The following is an 18,736-nucleotide window of genomic DNA, read 5'->3' as shown; positions in this document are numbered from 1 at the left end:
GCGGCAGCCGGAGATCACTGCTCGCGGAGCGGGACGGACACCTGTGACGGGCCGTCCCCGGGCGAGCAGAAGGTCAGCTGCGCGCCGGACGGGTTGTGCTCGGCGGTGTGACTTCCGCCACCGGCCCGACCACCCCGTGCCGTACGCGTGTTCGAGCCCCGGCATGGTGGGCCGGGATCCCGTCGCGTACTGTCGGTACAGCATCGTTCTGGTTACGCTGCGCGGACTGTCCCGACGGGAGGTACGCATGGGTCGCCCAGACAAGCGGAAACTTGCGGTTCTGGTGGTCTCGGCCGCCGTGGTGTCGGTGGGCGCGGCGGCGCCGCCCGCCGCGCCGGCGAGCGGGAAGGCCGCCAAGACGCCCGTCGCCGTCGGTTACGGCGGTGCCGTGGCCAGCGTCGACGCGGACGCCTCCGCCGCGGGGATCGAGGTCCTCGAGCGCGGCGGCAACGCGGTGGACGCGGCCGTCGCCACGGCCGCCGCGCTCGGCGTCACCGAGCCCTACTCCGCCGGCATCGGCGGAGGCGGCTACTTCGTCTACTACGACGCGCGGACGCGCACGGTCCACACCATCGACGGCCGGGAGACCGCGCCGCTCGCCGCGGACTCCGGCCTGTTCACCGAGCACGGCAAGCCGCTGCCCTTCGCCGACGCCGTCAGCAGCGGTCTGAGCGTCGGCACCCCGGGCACGCCCGCCACCTGGCAGAAGGCCCTGGAGGAATGGGGCAGCGAGAACCTGCGCACCGTGCTCGAACCGGCCGAGCGCATAGCCCGCGCCGGCTTCACGGTGGACGAGACCTTCCGGGCGCAGACCGCGGCCAACGAGACCCGGTTCCGCTACTTCCCCGACACGGTGAAGCTGTTCCTGCCGAACGGCGAGCTGCCCGTCGTCGGCTCCACCCTGAAGAACCCCGAACTGGCCCGCACCTACGAGCAGCTGGGCCGCGAGGGCACCGCCGCCGTCTACCGCGGGGACATCGGCGACGACATCGTCAAGACCGTCGAACACCCGCCCGTGGACCCCGCCTCCGGCTGGAACGCCCGCCCCGGCAAGCTCGCCGAGAAGGACTTCGCGGTCTACCGCGCCAAGCTCCAGGCCCCGACCAGGACGTCGTACCGCGGCCTGGACGTCTACTCCATCGCCCCGTCCTCCTCCGGCGGCACCACGGTCGGCGAGGCCCTGAACATCCTGGAGCGGACGAACCTGTCGAAGGCGAGCCGGGTCCGCTATCTGCACCGCCTCATCGAAGCCAGCCGTGTCGCCTTCGCCGACCGCGGCCGCTGGGTCGGCGACCCCGCCTTCGAGGACGTTCCGGCCAGGCAGCTGCTGTCGCAGCGGTACGCCGACTCGCGCGCCTGCCTCATCAAGGACGACGCGGTCCTCACCAGCCCGCTCGCCCCGGGCGACCCGCGCCACCCCGCGCCCTGCGGCAAGGGCGGCACCGCGGCCCCGACGACGTACGAGGGCGAGAACACCACCCATCTGACCGTGGCCGACAAGTGGGGCAACGTCGTCGCCTACACGCTCACCATCGAGCAGACCGGCGGCAGCGGCATCACCGTTCCCGGCCGGGGCTTCCTGCTCAACAACGAGCTGACCGACTTCTCCTTCGCCCCCGCCAACCCGGCCGTCCACGACCCCAACCTGCCCGGCCCGGGCAAGCGCCCGCGCTCCTCGGTCTCCCCGACCATCGTGCTGGACCGGCACGGCAAGCCCGTGGTGGCGCTCGGTTCGCCCGGCGGCGCGACCATCGTCACCACCGTGCTCCAGACCCTGACCGGCTTCCTCGACCGGCACCTGCCGCTGGTCGACGCCATCGCCGCACCGCGCGCCAGCCAGCGCAACACGGCGAAGACCGAGCTGGAACCGGGACTCTACGACAGCGAGCTGAGGAGCCGCCTGGAGGCCATCGGGCACGTCTTCAGCCCGAACCCCGAGATCGGCGCCGCCACCGGCGTGCAGCGCCTGCCGGACGGCAGGTGGCTGGCCGCCGCCGAGAAGGTACGGCGCGGCGGCGGCTCGGCGATGGTGGTGCGCCCGGCGCGGTAGCCCCCCGGCCGCCGGGCGGCGTGACGCCCCCCGGCGGCCGGATTCACCGCTCCGGTGCGGGCGGCTCAGTGCCGGTCTCCGACGCGGGCGGGGCCGCCGCCTGGCCGGCCCGCCGGTCGGCGCGGAAGTCCAGCCGCCCGTCCCGGACGTCCACCGTGACCCGGCCGCCCTCGGAGACCGTGCCGTTCAGCAGCAGCCGGGAGAGCTGGTTGTCCACCTCGCGCTGGATGGTGCGGCGCAGCGGCCGGGCGCCGTACTCCGGCTGGTAGCCGCGCTCGGCCAGCCAGTCCACGGCCGCGCGCGTGAACTCCACCGACACGCCCTGTCCCTCCACCAGCCGGCGGGTGTTCTCCAGCAGCAGCTCGGTGATCCGCCGCAACTGGTCGCCCGTCAGCTGCCGGAAGACCACGATCTCGTCGATCCGGTTGAGGAACTCCGGCCGGAAGTGCTCGCGCAGCGGCCTGAGGATCCGCTCGCGCCGGGCCTCCTCGTCGGCGTCCGCGCCGCCCGGCCCGAACCCGATCCCGGCACCGCGCCGGGTGATCGCCTCCGAGCCCAGGTTGCTGGTCATCACGATGACGGTGTGGGTGAAGTCCACCGTGCGGCCCTGCGAGTCGGTGAGCCGGCCGTCGTCCAGCACCTGGAGCAGGATGTTGAAGACGTCCGGGTGCGCCTTCTCCACCTCGTCCAGCAGGAGCAGCGAGTACGGGTGCCGGCGCACCACCTCGGTGAGCTGCCCGGCCTCCTCGTGGCCGACGTACCCGGGCGGGGCGCCCACCAGCCGGGAGACGGTGTGCCGCTCCTGGTACTCGCTCATGTCCAGCCGGACCATCCGTTCCTCGCTGCCGAACAGCGCCTCCGCGAGCGCCCGGGCCAGCTCGGTCTTGCCGACGCCGGTCGGGCCGAGGAAGAGGAAGCTGCCGATGGGCCGGTGGGGGCTCGCGAGCCCGGCGCGGGAGCGCAGCACCGCCTCCGAGACCACGGCGACCGCCTCCTCCTGGCCGATCACCCGCTGGTGCAGGTGTTCCTCCAGGCCGAGCAGCCGCTCCTTCTCCTCCTCGGTCAGCCGGCTGACCGGGATGCCGGTCTGCCGGGACACCACCTCGGCGATGGCCTCCGCCGTCACCTCCAGCTGCCCCTCGTCGGCCTTCCCCTCCTCGCTGGCCGCCGTGATCCGCTGCTTCAGCTCGGTGATCCGGTCGCGCAGCTGCTTGGCCTGCTCGTAGTCCTCGTCCGCGACCGCCTGGTCCTTGTCCCGGACCAGCTGCTCCACCTCGCGCTCCATGGCGCGTACGTCCGTGCCCTTCGTCCGGGCGCCGAGCCGCACCCGGGCGCCGGCCTGGTCGATCAGGTCGATCGCCTTGTCGGGCAGCCGCCGGTCGGTGAGATACCGGTCCGACAGCTCCACGGCGGCGACCAGCGCCTCGTCGGTGTAGCGGACCTGGTGGTGGGCCTCGTAGCGGTCGCGCAGCCCGCGCAGGATCCCGATCGTGTCCCCGGCCGTCGGCTCGGGCACCAGGATCGGCTGGAAGCGGCGGGCCAGCGCCGCGTCCTTCTCGATCCGGCGGAACTCCTCCAGCGTGGTCGCGCCCACGATGTGCAGCTCTCCCCGGGCCAGGGCGGGCTTGAGGATGTTCCCGGCGTCCATGCCGCCGCCCTCGCCGCCGGAACCGGCGCCGACGACGGTGTGCAGCTCGTCGATGAAGACGACCAGCCGGTCGGAGTGGGCGCGGATCTCCTCCACGATGGTGTTCAGGCGCTCCTCGAAGTCGCCCCGGTAGCGGGTGCCGGCCACCACCCCGGTCAGGTCCAGGGCGACCACCCGCCGTCCGGCCAGCACGTCGGGCACGTCGCCGTCGGCGATGCGCTGCGCGAGCCCCTCGACGACGGCCGTCTTGCCGACGCCCGCGTCACCGATCAGCACCGGGTTGTTCTTGCCGCGCCGGGACAGCACCTCGATGGTCTGCTCGATCTCGGTGTCCCGGCCGATCACCGGGTCGACCCGGCCCTGCCGGGCCAGCTCGGTCAGATCACGGCCGTACTTGTCCAGGGTGGGCGTGCCGGTGGGCCGCTGCCGCTCCGGGCGCGGCTGCGTGCTCTCCGGGGCCTCCGGCGGCAGGGAGCGCGGCTGGAACCGGGCCGCGTGCAGGATGTGCCCGGCCGCCGAGTCCGGGTTCGAGGCGAGCGCGCTGAGCACGTGCTCGGGGCCGATGTACCCGGCGCCGCTGGCCCGCGCCATGTCGTGCGCGTCCAGCAGGGCCCGCTTGACGGCCGGGGTCAGGGACAGCGAGGTCGGCGGCGGGGCCTCGCCCGGCGGGTGCTGCACCGGGCCCGCCCGGTCGTCGATCTCCGAGGCGAGCGAGTCCGGGTCCGCGCCCGCCCGGCTCAGCAGGCTCCGGGTGGGCTCCGTCGACACGGCCGCGCGCAGCAGGTGCTGGGTGTCCAGGTCGCGGCTGCCGTGGTCGGCGGCGTACTGGGCGGCTCCTCTGACCATCTCCCGGGCCGGCTGGCTGAGCAGGCGGCCGATGTCGATGTGGCGTGGCGCCCCGCCGCCGGCGGCTCCGCCGAAGAAGCGGGCCAGGAAGTCACCGAAGGGGTCAGGAGGGTAGCCGTTGGTCATGGCGTGGGGTTCCTTCACTGACGACATGCGGAGCGGCCGGGTAACCCGGGGGCGGGTTGCTCATGCCCACGATGGCACGATCCGTGGGGGCGGGCATGTTCGCCCACGGGCGGTGAGGGGGCCCGTCCGGGCGGCGGTGGCCGCGGGTCTCCCGGGCCGCGCCGCCGCTGGGCTCCGCGGCCCGTCAGGGTGTCTGCCGGGCCGTGAGGATCCGGGGGCCCGCCTCCGTGACGGCCACCGTGTGCTCGACGTGGGCCGCGCGGGAGCCGTCGTCGGTGCGCAGGGTCCAGCCGTCCGGGGCCTCGTGGTAGCCGTCCTTGCCGCTCGCGATCAGCATGGGCTCGATGGCGAGGACCATGCCGGGGCGCAGCGGCAGACCGCGGCCGGGGCGGCCCTCGTTCGGGACCTCGGGGTCCTCGTGCATGCGGCGGCCCACGCCATGGCCGCCGAAGCCCTGCGGGATGCCGTAGCCGGCCGTGCGGCAGACCCGGCCGACGGCGTGCGCGATGTCCCCGATGCGGCCTCCCGCCACGGCCGCCTCGATGCCCGCGGCCAGCGCCCGCTCGGCGGTCTCCACCAGCCGCAGGTCCGCCGGGCGGGCGCGGCCCACCACGAAGCTGATCGCGGAGTCGCTCGCCCAGCCGTCCAGCACGGCGCCGCAGTCGACGGAGAGCAGGTCGCCGTCGCGGAGCCGGTAGCCGGTGGGGATGCCGTGCACGATCGCGTCGTTCACCGAGGCGCAGATCACCGCGGGGAAGGGGGTCGGGGCGAAGGAGGGGCGGTAGCCGAGGAACGGCGAGGACGCGCCCGCCTCGCGCAGCACCTCCCGGGCCACCTCGTCCAGCTCCAGCAGCGAGACGCCGACGCGCGCGGCCTTCCGCACGGCCGTCAGGGCACGCCCGACGACCTGGCCCGCCGCGTGCATCGCGTCGATCGATGTTTCGGTCTTCAGTTCCACCATGCCAATTACTATACCGGTATTTTAATTGGGTGAACGGAGGGGCCGGCGCGGGGGAGGGGCAGAATGGGGGCATGGTGCGCACCCCACTCACTCCCGAAGAGCGCGAACGCGGCGAGCGGCTCGGGCAGCTGCTGCGCGAGGCGCGCGGCGACCGGAGCATGGCGGACGTCGCCGCGGCGGCGGGCGTCTCCGCCGAGACGCTCCGCAAGATCGAGACGGGACGGGCGCCGACGCCGGCGTTCTTCACCGTCGCCGCGCTGGCGGGCGCGCTCGGGCTGTCCATGGACGAGCTGGTGACCCGGTGCGCCCTGGTGCCCCTCTGAGCCGCCCGCACGGCGCGCCTCGCCGGGCCCGTTCCTCCACGGGGGTGTGAAACATGATCGGCCCCGCGGGTTGACGACGGGTGGTCTTGGCAAGGGCCGCCCGGGGGCTTACGTTCGTCCCTCTACCGCCTGCTCTACGGGCGTAGAGGCTCTGACGTCGCGTCGAAGGAGCAGCTCATGGCCAACGTCGTCCGCGCCGCTCTGGTCCAGGCCACCTGGACCGGAGACACCGGGTCCATGATCGCGAAGCACGAGGAGCACGCCCGCGAGGCGGCCCGCCGCGGCGCGCGGATCATCGGATTCCAGGAAGTCTTCAACGCCCCCTACTTCTGCCAGGTCCAGGAGCCCGGGCACTACCGCTGGGCGGAACCCGTGCCCGACGGCCCGACCGTGCGCCGGATGCGGGACCTCGCCCGGGAGACCGGCATGGTGCTCGTCGTCCCGGTCTTCGAGGTCGAGCAGTCCGGCTTCTACTACAACACCGCGGCCGTGATCGACGCCGACGGCGGCTACCTCGGCAAGTACCGCAAGCACCACATCCCGCAGGTGAGGGGCTTCTGGGAGAAGTACTACTTCAAACCCGGCAACCTGGGCTGGCCCGTCTTCGACACCGCCGTCGGCAAGGTCGGCGTCTACATCTGCTACGACCGCCACTTCCCGGAGGGCTGGCGGCAACTCGGCCTGAACGGCGCCCAGATCGTCTACAACCCCTCCGCCACCCACCGGGGCCTGTCCGCCCACCTGTGGCGGCTGGAACAGCCCGCCGCCGCCGTCGCCAACGAGTACTTCGTCGCCGCCATCAACCGCGTCGGACAGGAGGAGTACGGCGACAACGACTTCTACGGCACGTCGTACTTCGTCGACCCGCGCGGACAGTTCGTCGGCCCGGTCGCGAGCGACACGAGCGAGGAACTCCTCGTGCGGGACCTGGACCTCGGCCTCGTCGACGACGTGCGGCGGCAGTGGGCCTTCTACCGCGACCGGCGCCCCGACGCCTACGAAGGGCTGGTGCGGCCGTGACCGGCCTCCACTCCCGCCACCGCGGGGTCATGCCCGACTGGCTCGCCCTCTACTACGACGACCCGATCGAGATCACCCACGGCGAGGGCCGCCACGTCTGGGACTCCTCGGGCCGCAGATACCTGGACTTCTTCGGCGGCATCCTCACCACGCTGACCGCGCACGCCCTGCCCGAGGTCACCAAGGCGGTCGCCGAGCAGGCCGGCCGGCTGCTGCACTCCTCGACCCTCTACCTCAACCGGCCGATGGTCGAACTCGCCGAGCGCATCGCCCAGGTGAGCGGCATCCCGGACCCCCGGGTGTTCTTCACCGCCTCCGGCACCGAGGCCAACGACACCGCCCTGCTGCTCGCCACCGCCTACCGGCGCAGCAACACCGTCCTGGCCATGCGCAACAGCTATCACGGGCGCTCCTTCGGCGCGGTCGGCATCACCGGCAACCGCGGCTGGTCCCCGACCTCCCTGTCCCCGGTGCAGACCCTGTACGTGCACGGCGCCGTGCGCACCCGCGGCCCCTTCGCCCACCTGGACGACCGCGCGTTCATCGACGCCTGCGTCGCCGACCTGTCGGACGTCCTCGGCCACACCCGGCCCCCGGCCGCGCTGATCGCCGAACCCGTCCAGGGCGTCGGCGGGTTCACCTCGCCGCCCGACGGCCTGTTCGCGGCCTTCCGCGAGGTGCTGAGCGCCCAGGGCATCCTGTGGATCTCCGACGAGGTGCAGACCGGCTGGGGCCGCACCGGCGACCACTTCTGGGGCTGGCAGGCACACGCCCGCGGCGGCCCGCCGGACATCGTCACCTTCGCCAAGGGCATCGGCAACGGCATGTCCATCGGAGGGGTCGTCGCCCGCGCCGAGATCATGAACTGCCTGGACGCGAACAGCATCTCCACCTTCGGCGGCACCCAGATCACCATGGCCGCGGGCCTCGCCAACCTCACCTACCTCCTCGAACACGACCTCCAGGGCAACGCCCGGCGCGTCGGCGGACTGCTCGCCGAACGGCTGCGGGCGGCCACCGCCGGGCTGCCCGGAGTGCGCGAGGTGCGCGGACGCGGACTGATGATCGGCATCGAGCTGGTGAAGCCGGGCACGGACGAGGCCGACCCGCGGGCCGCCGCCGCCGCGCTGGAGGCGGCCCGCCGGGACGGCCTGCTCATCGGCAAGGGCGGCGGCCACGACAGCAGCGCCCTGCGGATCGCCCCGCCGCTCTCCCTGACCGCCGCCGAGGCCGAGGAGGGCGCGGCGATCCTGGAGAGCGCGCTCAGGAGCCTCCACTAGGGACGGGAGCGCACGAGCCGCCGACGGCACCCCGACCCGCCCCGAGTGACCGAGGAGCAGCATGAGCAGCCGTACCGTCATCCGCCACGGCCTCGTCATCACCGCGTCGGACGAGATCCACGCCGACGTCCTCATCGAGGACGGCCGCGTCGCCGCCCTGGCCACACCCCGCTCGCAGAACTGGACCGCGGACCGCGAGATCGACGCCACCGGCCGGTACGTCATCCCGGGCGGCGTCGACGTGCACACCCACATGGAGCTGCCGTTCGGCGGCACCCACGCCTCCGACACGTTCGAGACCGGCACCCGGGCCGCCGCCTGGGGCGGTACGACCACCATCGTGGACTTCGCGGTGCAGAGCGTCGGCCGCACCCTGCGCGAGGGCCTGGACGCCTGGCACGCCAAGGCCGAGGGCAACTGCGCGATCGACTACGCCTTCCACATGATCGTCTCCGATGTGAACGACGACACGCTCAAGGAGATGGACCTCCTGATCGAGGAGGGCGTGACCTCGTTCAAGCAGTTCATGGCCTATCCGGGCGTCTTCTACTCGGACGACGGCCAGATCCTGCGCGCCATGCAGCGCTCCGCCGGGAACGGCGGGCTGATCATGATGCACGCCGAGAACGGCATCGCCATCGACGTGCTGGTCCGGCAGGCGCTGGCCCGGGGCGAGACCGGCCCGCGCCACCACGGCGAGGTCCGCAAGGCGCTGCTGGAGGCCGAGGCCACCCATCGCGCGATCCGGCTCGCCCAGGTCGCCGGGGCCCCGCTGTACGTCGTCCACGTCTCGGCGGCGGAGGCGGTCGCGGAGCTGGTCAGGGCCCGTGACGAGGGACTGGACGTCTTCGGCGAGACCTGCCCGCAGTATCTGTTCCTGTCCGCCGACAACCTCGCGGAGCCGGACTTCGAGGGCGCCAAGTACGTGTGCAGCACCCCGCTCAGGCCCCGCGAACACCAGGCCAGGCTGTGGCGGGGCCTGAGGACGAACGACCTCCAGGTCGTTTCCACCGACCACTGCCCCTTCTGCTTCACCGGCCAGAAGGAACTGGGCCGGGGCGACTTCTCCCGGATCCCCAACGGCCTTCCGGGCGTCGAGAACCGCATGGACCTGCTCCACCAGGCCGTCGTGGACGGCCACCTCTCGCGCCGCCGCTGGATCGAGATCGCCTGCGCCACCCCGGCCCGCATGTTCGGCCTGTACCCGAAGAAGGGCACCATCGCCCCGGGCGCCGACGCCGACATCGTCCTCTACGACCCGCACGCCGAGCAGGTCATGTCCGCCGCGACCCACCACATGAACGTCGACTACTCGGCGTACGAGGGCAAGCGGGTCACCGGCCGCGTCGAGACGGTCCTCTCGCGCGGCGAAGTCGTCATCGACCGGCGGGAGTTCACCGGCCGGGCCGGGCACGGCGTCTTCACCCCGCGCTCCACCTGTCAGTACCTGGACTAGGAGTGGCGACCATGGACTTCGGACTCGTCCTGCAGACCGATCCGCCCGCCTCCCGCGTCGTCGGCCTGATGCGACGGGCCGAGCGCAACGGCTTCCGCTACGGCTGGACCTTCGACTCCGCCGTGCTCTGGCAGGAGCCGTTCGTGATCTACAGCCAGATCCTGGCGCACACCGAGCGGCTGACGGTCGGGCCGATGGTCACCAACCCCGGCACCCGCACCTGGGAGGTCACCGCCTCCACCTTCGCCACCCTCAACGACATGTTCGGCAACCGCACCGTCTGCGGCATCGGCCGCGGCGACTCCGCGATGCGCGTCGCCGGCCGCAGACCCCAGACCCTGGCCCACATCAGCGAGGCCATGAAGGTCATCCGCGCCCTCGGCCGCGGCGAGGAGGCCGACCTCGGCGGCACCAGGATCCGCATCCCGTGGGTCAAGGAGGGCGCCGAACTCCCCGTCTGGATGGCCGCGTACGGCCCGAAGGCCCTGAAGACGGCCGGCGCGGAGGCCGACGGGTTCATCCTCCAGCTCGCCGACCTGTCCCTGACCGAGTACATGGTGAAGGCCGTCAAGGACGCGGCGGCCGCCGCCGGCCGCGACCCGTCCGAGGTGACGGTCTGCGTCGCCGCCCCGGCCTATGTCACCGCCGACGACTCGCCCGAGGCCCTCGCCCACGCCCGCGACCAGTGCCGCTGGTTCGGCGGCATGGTCGGCAACCACGTCGCCGACCTCGTCGCCCGTTACGGCGAGCACTCCGCCGGCGTCCCCGCGGAACTCACCGACTACATCAAGGCCCGGCAGGGCTACGACTACGCCCACCACGGCCGCAGCGGCAACCCGGACACCGCGTTCGTGCCCGACGAGATCGTGGACCGGTTCTGCGTCATCGGTCCCGCCGAGCGGCACATCGGGAAACTGACCGCCCTGCGCGACCTCGGCGTCGACCAGTTCGCGCTGTACGACATGCACGACGCCCAGGAGGCGACGATCGACGTCTACGGCAGCCGGATCATCCCGGCCGTCAACTCCTGACCTCCTCACCCCGGTTCTCCCCTCCCCGCCGCCCCGGGGAGGGGCCCGGCTCACCGGCGGGTGGTGTCCCCGCCTCGCGCCGAACGCGCGGCCCGGGGCGGACCGGGCGGAAACCGGCCGGTAGCCGGGCGTTGTCCGGCAGGATGCCGGTGGGGCACGCCCGGACCCGGCCGCCGGACCACGGCGGCGGGCACCATGGCGGCGGAGGGGATGACACATGAGTGATGCCGCAGCCGTGTCCGCGGCCGACCGCGCCGCCGCCGCGCTCGCCCGCACCGACCAGCTGTCCGTACCGGTTGAGACGGATACCTACACCGGCATACGGGGGCCGGAACTCGACGCCTTGATCGAGGAGTTGGAGGAACTGCTCGCCGATCCGGCGGGGGCGGGGGAGAGCGGCGCGACGGCGGCCGTGGTGGCGGCACGACTCGGCCGGTGCCGGGCCGTACGGTTCGTCCTCCAGGGCGCCCCGGCCGACCGGGAGCGTGCGCTGCCCCTGCTGGACCAGGCCCGTACGTCCCCCCTGCTCGGCGCCGAGGAGCGGGAGGCGGCCTACCGGGGGCTGGTGGCGCTGACCGGATTCCGGCTGGTGGGACTGAGCCGGGACACCTCCGTCATCTCCGCCCCGCACTGGGACGTCGACCGGCTCGTGGCCCTCTCCGAGCTGGGCAGGCCCCTCGCCCAGGGCGGATCCGGCATCGTGGAGGACACCGGGCTGCTCGCGGGGCTGCTGCTGGAACACGAGCAGCAGCGGATGACCCCCGCATTCCGCGACCGGCTGCGGGGGCTCGTCGCGATGACCGACGCGTTGCGGACCGGCGACACCGACGCGCTCGTCCGCGAGGCCCGGCCCCTGGTCGAGGCCATGACGGACGGGCCGGTGGCGGCGTCGACGGGCACCCTGATGCACCTGATGCTCGGCGAGCTGGAGCGGTCCCTCGCCACGTCCCCGGCGCGGCCCGGGCAGACCGGGGAGATGCCGGCGGGCGAGGGGCCGGCGGGGGACGGGCCGGCCGGGCACGCCGACGCGGCCGTGGAGACCCGGAACGTCCTGACCGAGTTCCTGGCCCTGGCCGAGGTGATGTCCCCCGGCATCGTCGGGCCGCGGAACGTCTCCGGACTCCTCGCCGAACTGATGGGGGAACACCCCGCCACCGCCCCGGCGGACGGCCGCGCGCCCCTGACCTCCAGGATGCTCGGCGCCTTCCTCCACTTCGCCCGCGCCATGTACTCCGGCCACATGGCGGGCTTCCGGGAGGCGCTCCGGCTGATGCACGAGGCGTGGGCCGACGGGGAACTGGACGACAACCCCAACGGCGAGTGGCTCACCAACGTCGTACCCGTCCTGCTCTTCGGGGCCGCCATGAACGGCGGCAGCCTGGAGGACGAGGACCTGGCCCTGGAGCTGTTCGAGACCCAGCGGTGGGACGGCGACCCCGCCGGCGAGGCCGCGACCACCTTGCGCCTGTGCGGGGAGACGATGCGGCTGATGGCCCGGCTGACCGCCGCCCTGGACCGGGGCGAGGCCGAGACCGTCGAGGACGTCATCGACGCGCTGTGCGAACTGGAGCTGGACGAGACCCACGCCGGCGCCGAGGAATGGACCGGCGCCCACATCGGCCTGGCGCTCGGGGTCGCCTACCTCGGCCTCGTCGTGCTCGACGCACCGGGCGCCGACCGGACCGCCCGCCTGCGGGCTGCCGTGCACCACATGCAGCGGGCCGTGGAGACGGCGGTGGACATGCCCGTCCTGCGCAGCCTCCTCGACATGACCTGGGCCCCGCTGCTCACCCTCACGGCGATCGTCGAGTCCGACCCGAGCCGCATCGCCGAGGGCGTACGGCGTGCCCGGGCCGCGCTGGCGAGCACCGAGTTCGCCGGGGCGCTGCGGCCCAGGTCGCACGGCGCCATCGCGCTCGCCCTGGACACCCTGCACGCGTTCACGGGGGACGCCGGGGCGCTGGACGAGGCGATCGGCGAGCTGACCGAAGGGCTCGAGGCTCTGCCCGAAGGGCTGCCGGGCGGCGCCGGCGTCACCTGGGACCTGGCCGCGCTGCACGCCAAGCGCGCCGGGCTGCGGGCGGGCGCCCCGGGCACCGACGAGGACCTGACGGCCGCCGTCGGACTCGCCCGCACCTCGCTGCGGCACTCCGCCGACGAGGTCCTGCTCCAGCAGGGCGTCGGGCGCGGCCTGCGGATCGCCCGCGCGGCGGCCGACCGGGGCCGCGCCGCGGCGTTCTGGGCGCTGCGGGCCGGGCGCACCGAGGAGGCGATCGCCTGTCTGGAGGCAGGCCGGTCCCTGGTGCTCGGGGCGGCGGCGGTCTCCGCGGGCGTCGCCGACCGGCTGGCCGCCCTCGGCGAGAGCGAACTGGCCGAGCGCTGGCGGGCCGCCGCCGACCAGGACCGCGGTGACGACCGCTCCCTGTGGGAGCTGTCCGCCGACGTGGCCTCCGGCAGCCCCGGCGGCCCGTCGGGCGGCTCCCCGATGGAGGTGCTGGCCGCGGTCGGCCCGGGCACCCCCGGGCTGCCCGGTGACCTGCGGCGCCGCTCGCTGGAGCTGCTGCGTGGGCAGGGCGGGGCCGAGCTGGAGCCGGTGCTGCCCTCCGTGGACGACCTGCGGGCCGGGCTGCGGGCGACGGAGGCGGACGCGCTGCTGTACCTGGTCCCCGGCGTCGACGACCCGGACGGCGCGGTGCTGGTCGTCCCCCGCGACGGTCCCGTCGAGACGCTGGCGCTGCCCGGCCTGACCCCCCGGGGACGCGGGCCCGTCGCCGCGTACCTGGCGGCCGGCGCGGACCGGCAGCGGCTGGAGACCACCGTCGGCCAGGGGGAGAAGCACAAGGAGGAGAAGAAGCACGCCGAACGGCGCTGGCTGCGCGCCCTGGACGACCTGTGCGCCTGGGCCGGCGACGTGCTGGGCCCCGCCCTGGACCACATCGGCCCGGGGCATCCCACCCGCACCGAGACCGACGCGCGCTCGGCACCGGCCGCGGGTGCGGGCGGGTGCCCGGCACCGGCCGGGGGTGGAGAGGGGCGCCCCGCACCGTCCGCCGGGGACGGCCCGCGCCCTGCCTTGGCCGGGGGCGTCGACGCGTGTCCTGCCGCGGCCGCCGCCGCCGACGCGGATCCCGCCCCGGTCGCCGCTGACGGCGTGCGCCCCGCGCCGGTCGCCGGAACCGACGAGGGCCGGGCCGTGCGGCTCGTTCTGGTGCCCTGTGGGGAACTCGGGGTGGTGCCCTGGCAGGCGGCCCTGGTCCGGCCGGCCGCCGGGCCCGGGGGAGCGCGTCCGGTCCGGGCCTGTGAGGTGACCGTGCTCACCCACGCGGCCTCCGGCCGGGAGTTCCTGCGGGCCGCGGCCCGGCGGCGCATGCCGCTCGCCGGCCGGCCCGCCCTGGTGTTCCACGGCGGGGACGACCTGGAGTGGGCCGAGGAGGAGATCGACACCCTGGCCGCCGTCCACTACCCGGACGCCGTGGTGCACCGCCCGCACGAGGACCCCGCCACCCCGGAGACCGTCCTGGCGCTGCTCGGCGGCCGGGCCGCCGCCCCCGCCTCCCTGGTGCATCTCGCCTGTCACGGGCTCGCCGGCCCGGACCCCACCCGGTCGGCCCTGCTCCTGGCCGGCCCCGGCCGGGCCGGCGAGCCGTCCCGGAGCGCCGGTCTCACCCTGAGCACCCTGCTGGAGACGCCCGCCGAGGGCGACGCCTTCCGGTCGGCCGGCCCCCTGGTGGTGTGCGGCGGCTGCGAGACCGACCTGACCACCCGCGACCACGACGAGGCCCTGACCGTCACCTCGGTCATGGTGCACCGGCTGGCCGCCGACGCCATCGGCTCCCGGTGGAAGGTCGACGACAAACGGTCGGAGCTGGTCATGCTCGTCCTGCACGACGCCCTCAACCGGGGCCTCGCGCCACCGGACGCGCTGCGCGCCGCCCAGCGCTGGATGCTCACCCCGCCGGACGAGCGCCCGCCCGTCCCGGCGCTGGCGGACATCTCGGACGCGCGGCTCGCGGAGGACTTCCGGGACCGGCCCGACACCTGGGCCGCCTTCGTCCACCACGGCAACCCGGCACCGGCGGCACCCGCCGCCCCGCAGCGGGAAGGAGAGCCCGTATGACCTCGGAGGAACTGCTGAGGCTCCTGGAGGACCACTGGACCACCGTCGCCGGCGGTCTCGACGCGAAAGGCAACCGCCAACTGTCCGAGGCGCTGGCCGAGTTGCGCGAGGAGACGGTCGCCGGCAACCCGGCCGCCGCGGCCCGTACCGTACGCCGGCTCAAGCGCACGCTGTCCGAGCTGCCGCCCCGTCACCCGGTGGCCGAGGCGCTGGGCGGCCACCGCTACGCAGGCGCGGTCCACGAACTGCCCCGCCTCGCCACGATCGACGCGGTGATCAGCGTCCTCGGCACCCCGCCGCCCAGCCCGGGCGAACTGCTCCGCGCGGCCCGCCGCCGCCTCCTCGCCGCACCCGCCCTGACCGAAGCCGAGCACGCGGCCCTGACCGAGGCCGGGCCCCCGCCCCCGGAGGCCGGGACCGGGGCGACGGCACCCGCCGCGTCGGAGCCCCCCGCACCCGGCGGGCCCGGACCCGAACCCGCCCCGCCGCCCGGCGGACCGGACCCCGCGGCGGGCCTGATCCGGCTGCGCGACCCGGACGACGGCGTCCGCTACCCCCGCTTCCAGTTCAGGCCCGGTACGGCCGAACCGCTGCCGGTCGTCCGCCGGATCAACGTACTGCTGTGCGCGGACCGCGACCCGTGGGGCGCCGCCGACTGGTGGCTGGGCGGCAACCGGTGGCTGGGCGGTGTTCCCGCGGAACTGCTCGGCGTGGTGCCGGACGACGCGCTGGAACGCGCCGCCGCCGAACTGGTGGGGGCTGTCTGATGGGCCGCCAGATACCGCCCGAGGGCGTTGCCATGGAGCCGCTGCGGCACCTCCTGCCGACGGGCACGGTGCTGTGGCGGTGCCACGAGGAGAAGTACCAGGCCGCCGACTTCAACACCAGCGTCGCGCACGAGTTCTTCAAGGGAAGCCGCTTCGACCCCACCGAGAAGGACGCCTACCCCTATCTCTACGCCGCCCTCGACCCGGTCACCGCGCTGTGCGAGGTCCTGCTGCGCTCGGTGGAATTCGGCGACGACGGGGTGCGGCTGATCCCCTGGGCCCAGGCGTCCCGGTACGTCCTGTCCGCGGTGCGCACCACGGCCGACCTCTGTCTGGTGGACCTGACGACGGCCGAGGGGCTGGCCGCGGTCTGGCAGGACCACTGGCTGGTCGACACCGAGGAGTACGCCGGCACCCGGTACTGGGTGCGGCTGATCCGCGAACGGTGCGCCGACGTGCGGGGGCTGTGGTGGACGTCCAAGCGGTGCCGGCCGCGCACGGCGCTGTTGCTGTTCGAGGACCGCTGCCCGGCCCGGCCGCTCGACCCGGAGCCCCTGGAGTGCCTGCGGCTCGCGTCCCTCCAGGACGTGTGCGAGGTCAACCGGCTGCTGGCACCGCTGCGCGCGGGCATCTCCGTCCCGGAGGAGTGAGCGGTTCACCGCGTGCGACCGCCCCGGCCTCCTGACGAGGGAGGCCGGGGCGGCCGTGTGCCGGTGCCGGCGGGGCGGTTCAGTCGTGCCGCGCCGGGGCGGGCAGCAGCGGCCGGTGCTCGGACCGGTGCATCGCCGCCTCGCTGACGGCGGGGTCCTTCGAGGCCGTCATCACTCCGCGCAGATACGCGCCCGCGGCGGACTCGTACAGCGCGCGGGTCGCGGCGATCCACTCCCGCGCGGCCTCCTGGCGGTCCTCCCGCCGGGACTCGGCCGTCTCCCGCGCGGCCCGTGCCCGTTCGGTGTCCGCCACGCTCCGCGCACGCTGCCGCTCCAGGTCCGCCCGCCGTTCGACCGCCGTGCGGAAGGCGTCGAGGTACGGGTGTTCCCGGAACAGGCCGAGCAGGAACCCGACTCCGCCCGACAGCAGCAGCAGCGCGCAGAACAGCCAGGTCACCGTCTGGGTGGTCAGGTGCAGCCGGTCCACCAGGGTGGTGGTGTCGGCGCCCGAGCCGCCGAGCCCGCGGAAGCCGGCGCTGTCCCCCGCGTCCGCGGCCGGGGTGTCCCGTTGCATCACGAACTTCGCCCGCAGCGTGCCGAGCAGCCAGGTCAGTCCGCCCCACACGCCGAGCAGGGTGAGGGACGGCAGCCAGCCGCCGCGCGCCGCCCCGGTCGCCGAGCGCCACCGCAGCATGTGCCCCGCCAGGTGCGGCACGATCAGCATGACGACGGCGGACGAGACGGCGAGGGTGCCGGACAGCGCGTCCCCGCTGGTGCTGCCGACCCCGTGGAAGGGCTGGTAGGCGACCCAGTAGACCGGGACCTCGACGGCCATGATGACGCCCAGCAGCGCCAGCGTCAGCCACCGGGGCAGGCCGGGCCGGGTCATCAGCCCCTCCCACTGCGTGGCCGACGCCCGGGTACCGGTCTCCCGCAGGGCGGCGCGGTAGTCGTCCGCGAGCCCGCCGGACGCGGTGCCGTCCGGCGTGGCCACCGGCTGCCAGTCGTCGCCCGGGTCCGCGCCCGCGTCCGGATCCGCGCCCTCGCCCGTGCCGGCCGCCGGTGCGCCGTCGTCCTCCGGGGGGAGTGCCGCCGGGGCCGGGACGGGTCCGGCCGGTTCTCCGGCCGTGTCCCCGAAGCGGGCGCGCAGCCAGCGTTCCTCCACCCGCTCGCGCAGCCGGTCGCGGAAGCGCAGCCAGCGCGAGGAGCGCAGCGCGAGCAGGTCGAGCTGGTTCAGGGCCGCCCCGATGTCCCGGTCGGCCTCCCGCAGCCGCCGGTCCAGCAGCCGGGTCCGGTCCTCGCTCGTGGTGACGTCGGCGGCCGAGCGGGCGTCCTGGAGCCGTGCCTCCTCGTCCCGCCTGCGCAGGTCCTCCTCGATGCGGTGGACCATGGTGTCGCGCTGCGCGGCCAGTTCGGCGAAGTAGGGCAGCAGGCCGTCGCTGTACAGCAGCCACGGGTCCAGTGTCTTCTTCCTGCCGGCCTGCTGCCCGTTCCTGCGGGCCTCCTTGAGCAGGGTGCCGTGGTCGGCGGGGTCGAGGACCAGGGGCCGGGGGCCGGTGCGCCCGTCGCGTGTCCGCCCGGTCCGGGCGGTGTCCGGCGCGGTACGTCCGGAGAACGGCGTCCGCAGGCGGCGCGGGCGCGGCCCGTCAGCGCCGGTAACGGGAGTCGACATGTGCCTTGGCCCTCCCTTCGAGTGCTTCGACCCAGAAGGACTCGAAGTCGTCGGCCTCGCTGGGTTTCGTCTTGTACTGCATGCCGAGCCCGACCGGGAAGACGTCCATTCCCTTGATGCCGGGCAGTCCCCGCTTCTTGACGAGGGAGTCGATGACCCCGGCCCGCCGGCCCTCGGTGGTGAGGTCCTGGCGGGAGAGCACGAACTCCGGGTCCGACTGCCCGAAGTCGCTGACGACGAGCAGCTTGGCCGCCGGGCCGTCGCCGGCCACGGTCTCCCCGATCCGGGCCAGCGCGCCCCACACGTCCGAACCGTTCTGGGTGCGGGCGCACTTCAGCTCGGCGAGCGCGGCGACGGCCGCGTTCCGCCGGGCGCCGGCCCGCTGTGCCTTCTGGTCGGTGTTCGCGTCGTGCGGCGGGTCCAGATCGACCCGGCCCTGCCGGCAGGAGGAACTGCGCGAGGACCGGGTGACGGGGGCGAAGTCGACGGTCCCGCACTTCTGGTCGGTGAGGAACTCCACGAGGCTGTCCTTGAGTTTGGCCTCCGAGTCGAATCCCTCCTTCGCCGCGGCGGCGGATCCGGAGCCGTCGACCACCACTCCGCAGGGGGTGGTGAGGGCTTCCTCCTGTTTGGTGCAGGACACGAGGGCGGACAGTGCGCACACCAGCGGGACGACGACGGCGAGCCGGCGGGTGGTGCGGGCGGTGGACCGGCGGGCGGTCCGGGCCGAGTGATGCACGATGACGTTCCCTGGCCTTCCTGGGAGACGGGGAGCGGTGAAGCGGTGGA

At 74.3% G+C, this 18,736-nt stretch carries 13 protein-coding genes; 9 read left to right on the top strand and 4 right to left on the bottom strand.

The features are described 5' to 3' along the window. Positions 1–247 precede the first annotated feature (247 nt). Entirely contained in the window at positions 248–2,050 is a 1,803-nt protein-coding gene (gene ggt / locus ACZ4W9_RS04220; RefSeq protein WP_467933041.1) for a gamma-glutamyltransferase, read from the top strand. Positions 2,051–2,093: 43 nt separating this feature from the next. On the opposite strand, the gene ACZ4W9_RS04215 is transcribed toward ggt, so the two are convergent. Together ACZ4W9_RS04215 and map are read right to left on the bottom strand one after the other, a co-directional pair. After that, the gene (locus ACZ4W9_RS04215; protein ID WP_467933040.1) at positions 2,094–4,670 is read right to left on the bottom strand and encodes an ATP-dependent Clp protease ATP-binding subunit; all 2,577 of its coding nucleotides are present in this window, start codon (positions 4,668–4,670) and stop codon (positions 2,094–2,096) included. A gap of 184 nt (positions 4,671–4,854) precedes the next feature. Beyond that, positions 4,855–5,631, bottom strand: a complete 777-nt coding sequence (gene map, locus ACZ4W9_RS04210; RefSeq protein ID WP_467933039.1) for a type I methionyl aminopeptidase — start codon at positions 5,629–5,631, stop codon at positions 4,855–4,857. Between the two features lie 71 nt (positions 5,632–5,702). Here map and ACZ4W9_RS04205 point away from each other — a divergent pair, with 71 nt between their 5' ends. From ACZ4W9_RS04205 to ACZ4W9_RS04170, 8 genes are all read left to right on the top strand, one after another. After that, positions 5,703–5,954 carry a helix-turn-helix domain-containing protein gene (locus tag ACZ4W9_RS04205; RefSeq protein ID WP_467933037.1) on the top strand — a complete coding sequence of 84 codons (252 nt, stop codon included), beginning with the start codon at positions 5,703–5,705 and terminating at the stop codon, positions 5,952–5,954. 177 nt (positions 5,955–6,131) lie between these two features. After that, the gene (locus ACZ4W9_RS04200; RefSeq protein ID WP_467933036.1) at positions 6,132–6,974 is read left to right on the top strand and encodes a nitrilase-related carbon-nitrogen hydrolase; all 843 of its coding nucleotides are present in this window, start codon (positions 6,132–6,134) and stop codon (positions 6,972–6,974) included. Between the two features lie 29 nt (positions 6,975–7,003). Beyond that, the gene (locus ACZ4W9_RS04195) at positions 7,004–8,254 is read left to right on the top strand and encodes an aspartate aminotransferase family protein (protein ID WP_467933127.1); all 1,251 of its coding nucleotides are present in this window, start codon (positions 7,004–7,006) and stop codon (positions 8,252–8,254) included. 61 nt (positions 8,255–8,315) lie between these two features. After that, entirely contained in the window at positions 8,316–9,710 is a 1,395-nt protein-coding gene (hydA, locus tag ACZ4W9_RS04190) for a dihydropyrimidinase (RefSeq protein ID WP_467933035.1), read from the top strand. Between the two features lie 11 nt (positions 9,711–9,721). Next, positions 9,722–10,741, top strand: a complete 1,020-nt coding sequence (locus tag ACZ4W9_RS04185; protein WP_467933033.1) for a TIGR03842 family LLM class F420-dependent oxidoreductase — start codon at positions 9,722–9,724, stop codon at positions 10,739–10,741. A 217-nt stretch (positions 10,742–10,958) separates the two neighbouring features. Further along, complete coding sequence (locus tag ACZ4W9_RS04180) at positions 10,959–14,858, top strand: CHAT domain-containing protein (protein WP_467933032.1); 3,900 nt, start codon at positions 10,959–10,961, stop codon at positions 14,856–14,858. Continuing rightward, a complete protein-coding gene (locus tag ACZ4W9_RS04175; protein ID WP_467933031.1) occupies positions 14,855–15,625 on the top strand; it encodes a hypothetical protein in 771 nt (256 codons plus the stop codon). Before ACZ4W9_RS04180 ends, ACZ4W9_RS04175 begins: the two co-directional genes overlap by 4 nt. Next, entirely contained in the window at positions 15,625–16,275 is a 651-nt protein-coding gene (locus ACZ4W9_RS04170; protein ID WP_467933029.1) for an RES family NAD+ phosphorylase, read from the top strand. Before ACZ4W9_RS04175 ends, ACZ4W9_RS04170 begins: the two co-directional genes overlap by 1 nt. A gap of 79 nt (positions 16,276–16,354) precedes the next feature. Here ACZ4W9_RS04170 and ACZ4W9_RS04165 read toward each other — a convergent pair whose 3' ends face one another. Then, entirely contained in the window at positions 16,355–17,947 is a 1,593-nt protein-coding gene (locus ACZ4W9_RS04165; RefSeq protein ID WP_467933028.1) for a hypothetical protein, read from the bottom strand. Further along, positions 17,922–18,686 (bottom strand): hypothetical protein, encoded by a 765-nt coding sequence (locus ACZ4W9_RS04160; protein ID WP_467933027.1) that lies wholly within the window; start codon positions 18,684–18,686, stop codon positions 17,922–17,924. The genes ACZ4W9_RS04165 and ACZ4W9_RS04160 overlap by 26 nt, the downstream gene beginning before the upstream one ends. Positions 18,687–18,736 lie beyond the last annotated feature (50 nt).

This window comes from Streptomyces sp. NPDC029296, from assembly GCF_055569255.1.
This window is presented reverse-complemented; position numbering and strand designations above follow the sequence as displayed.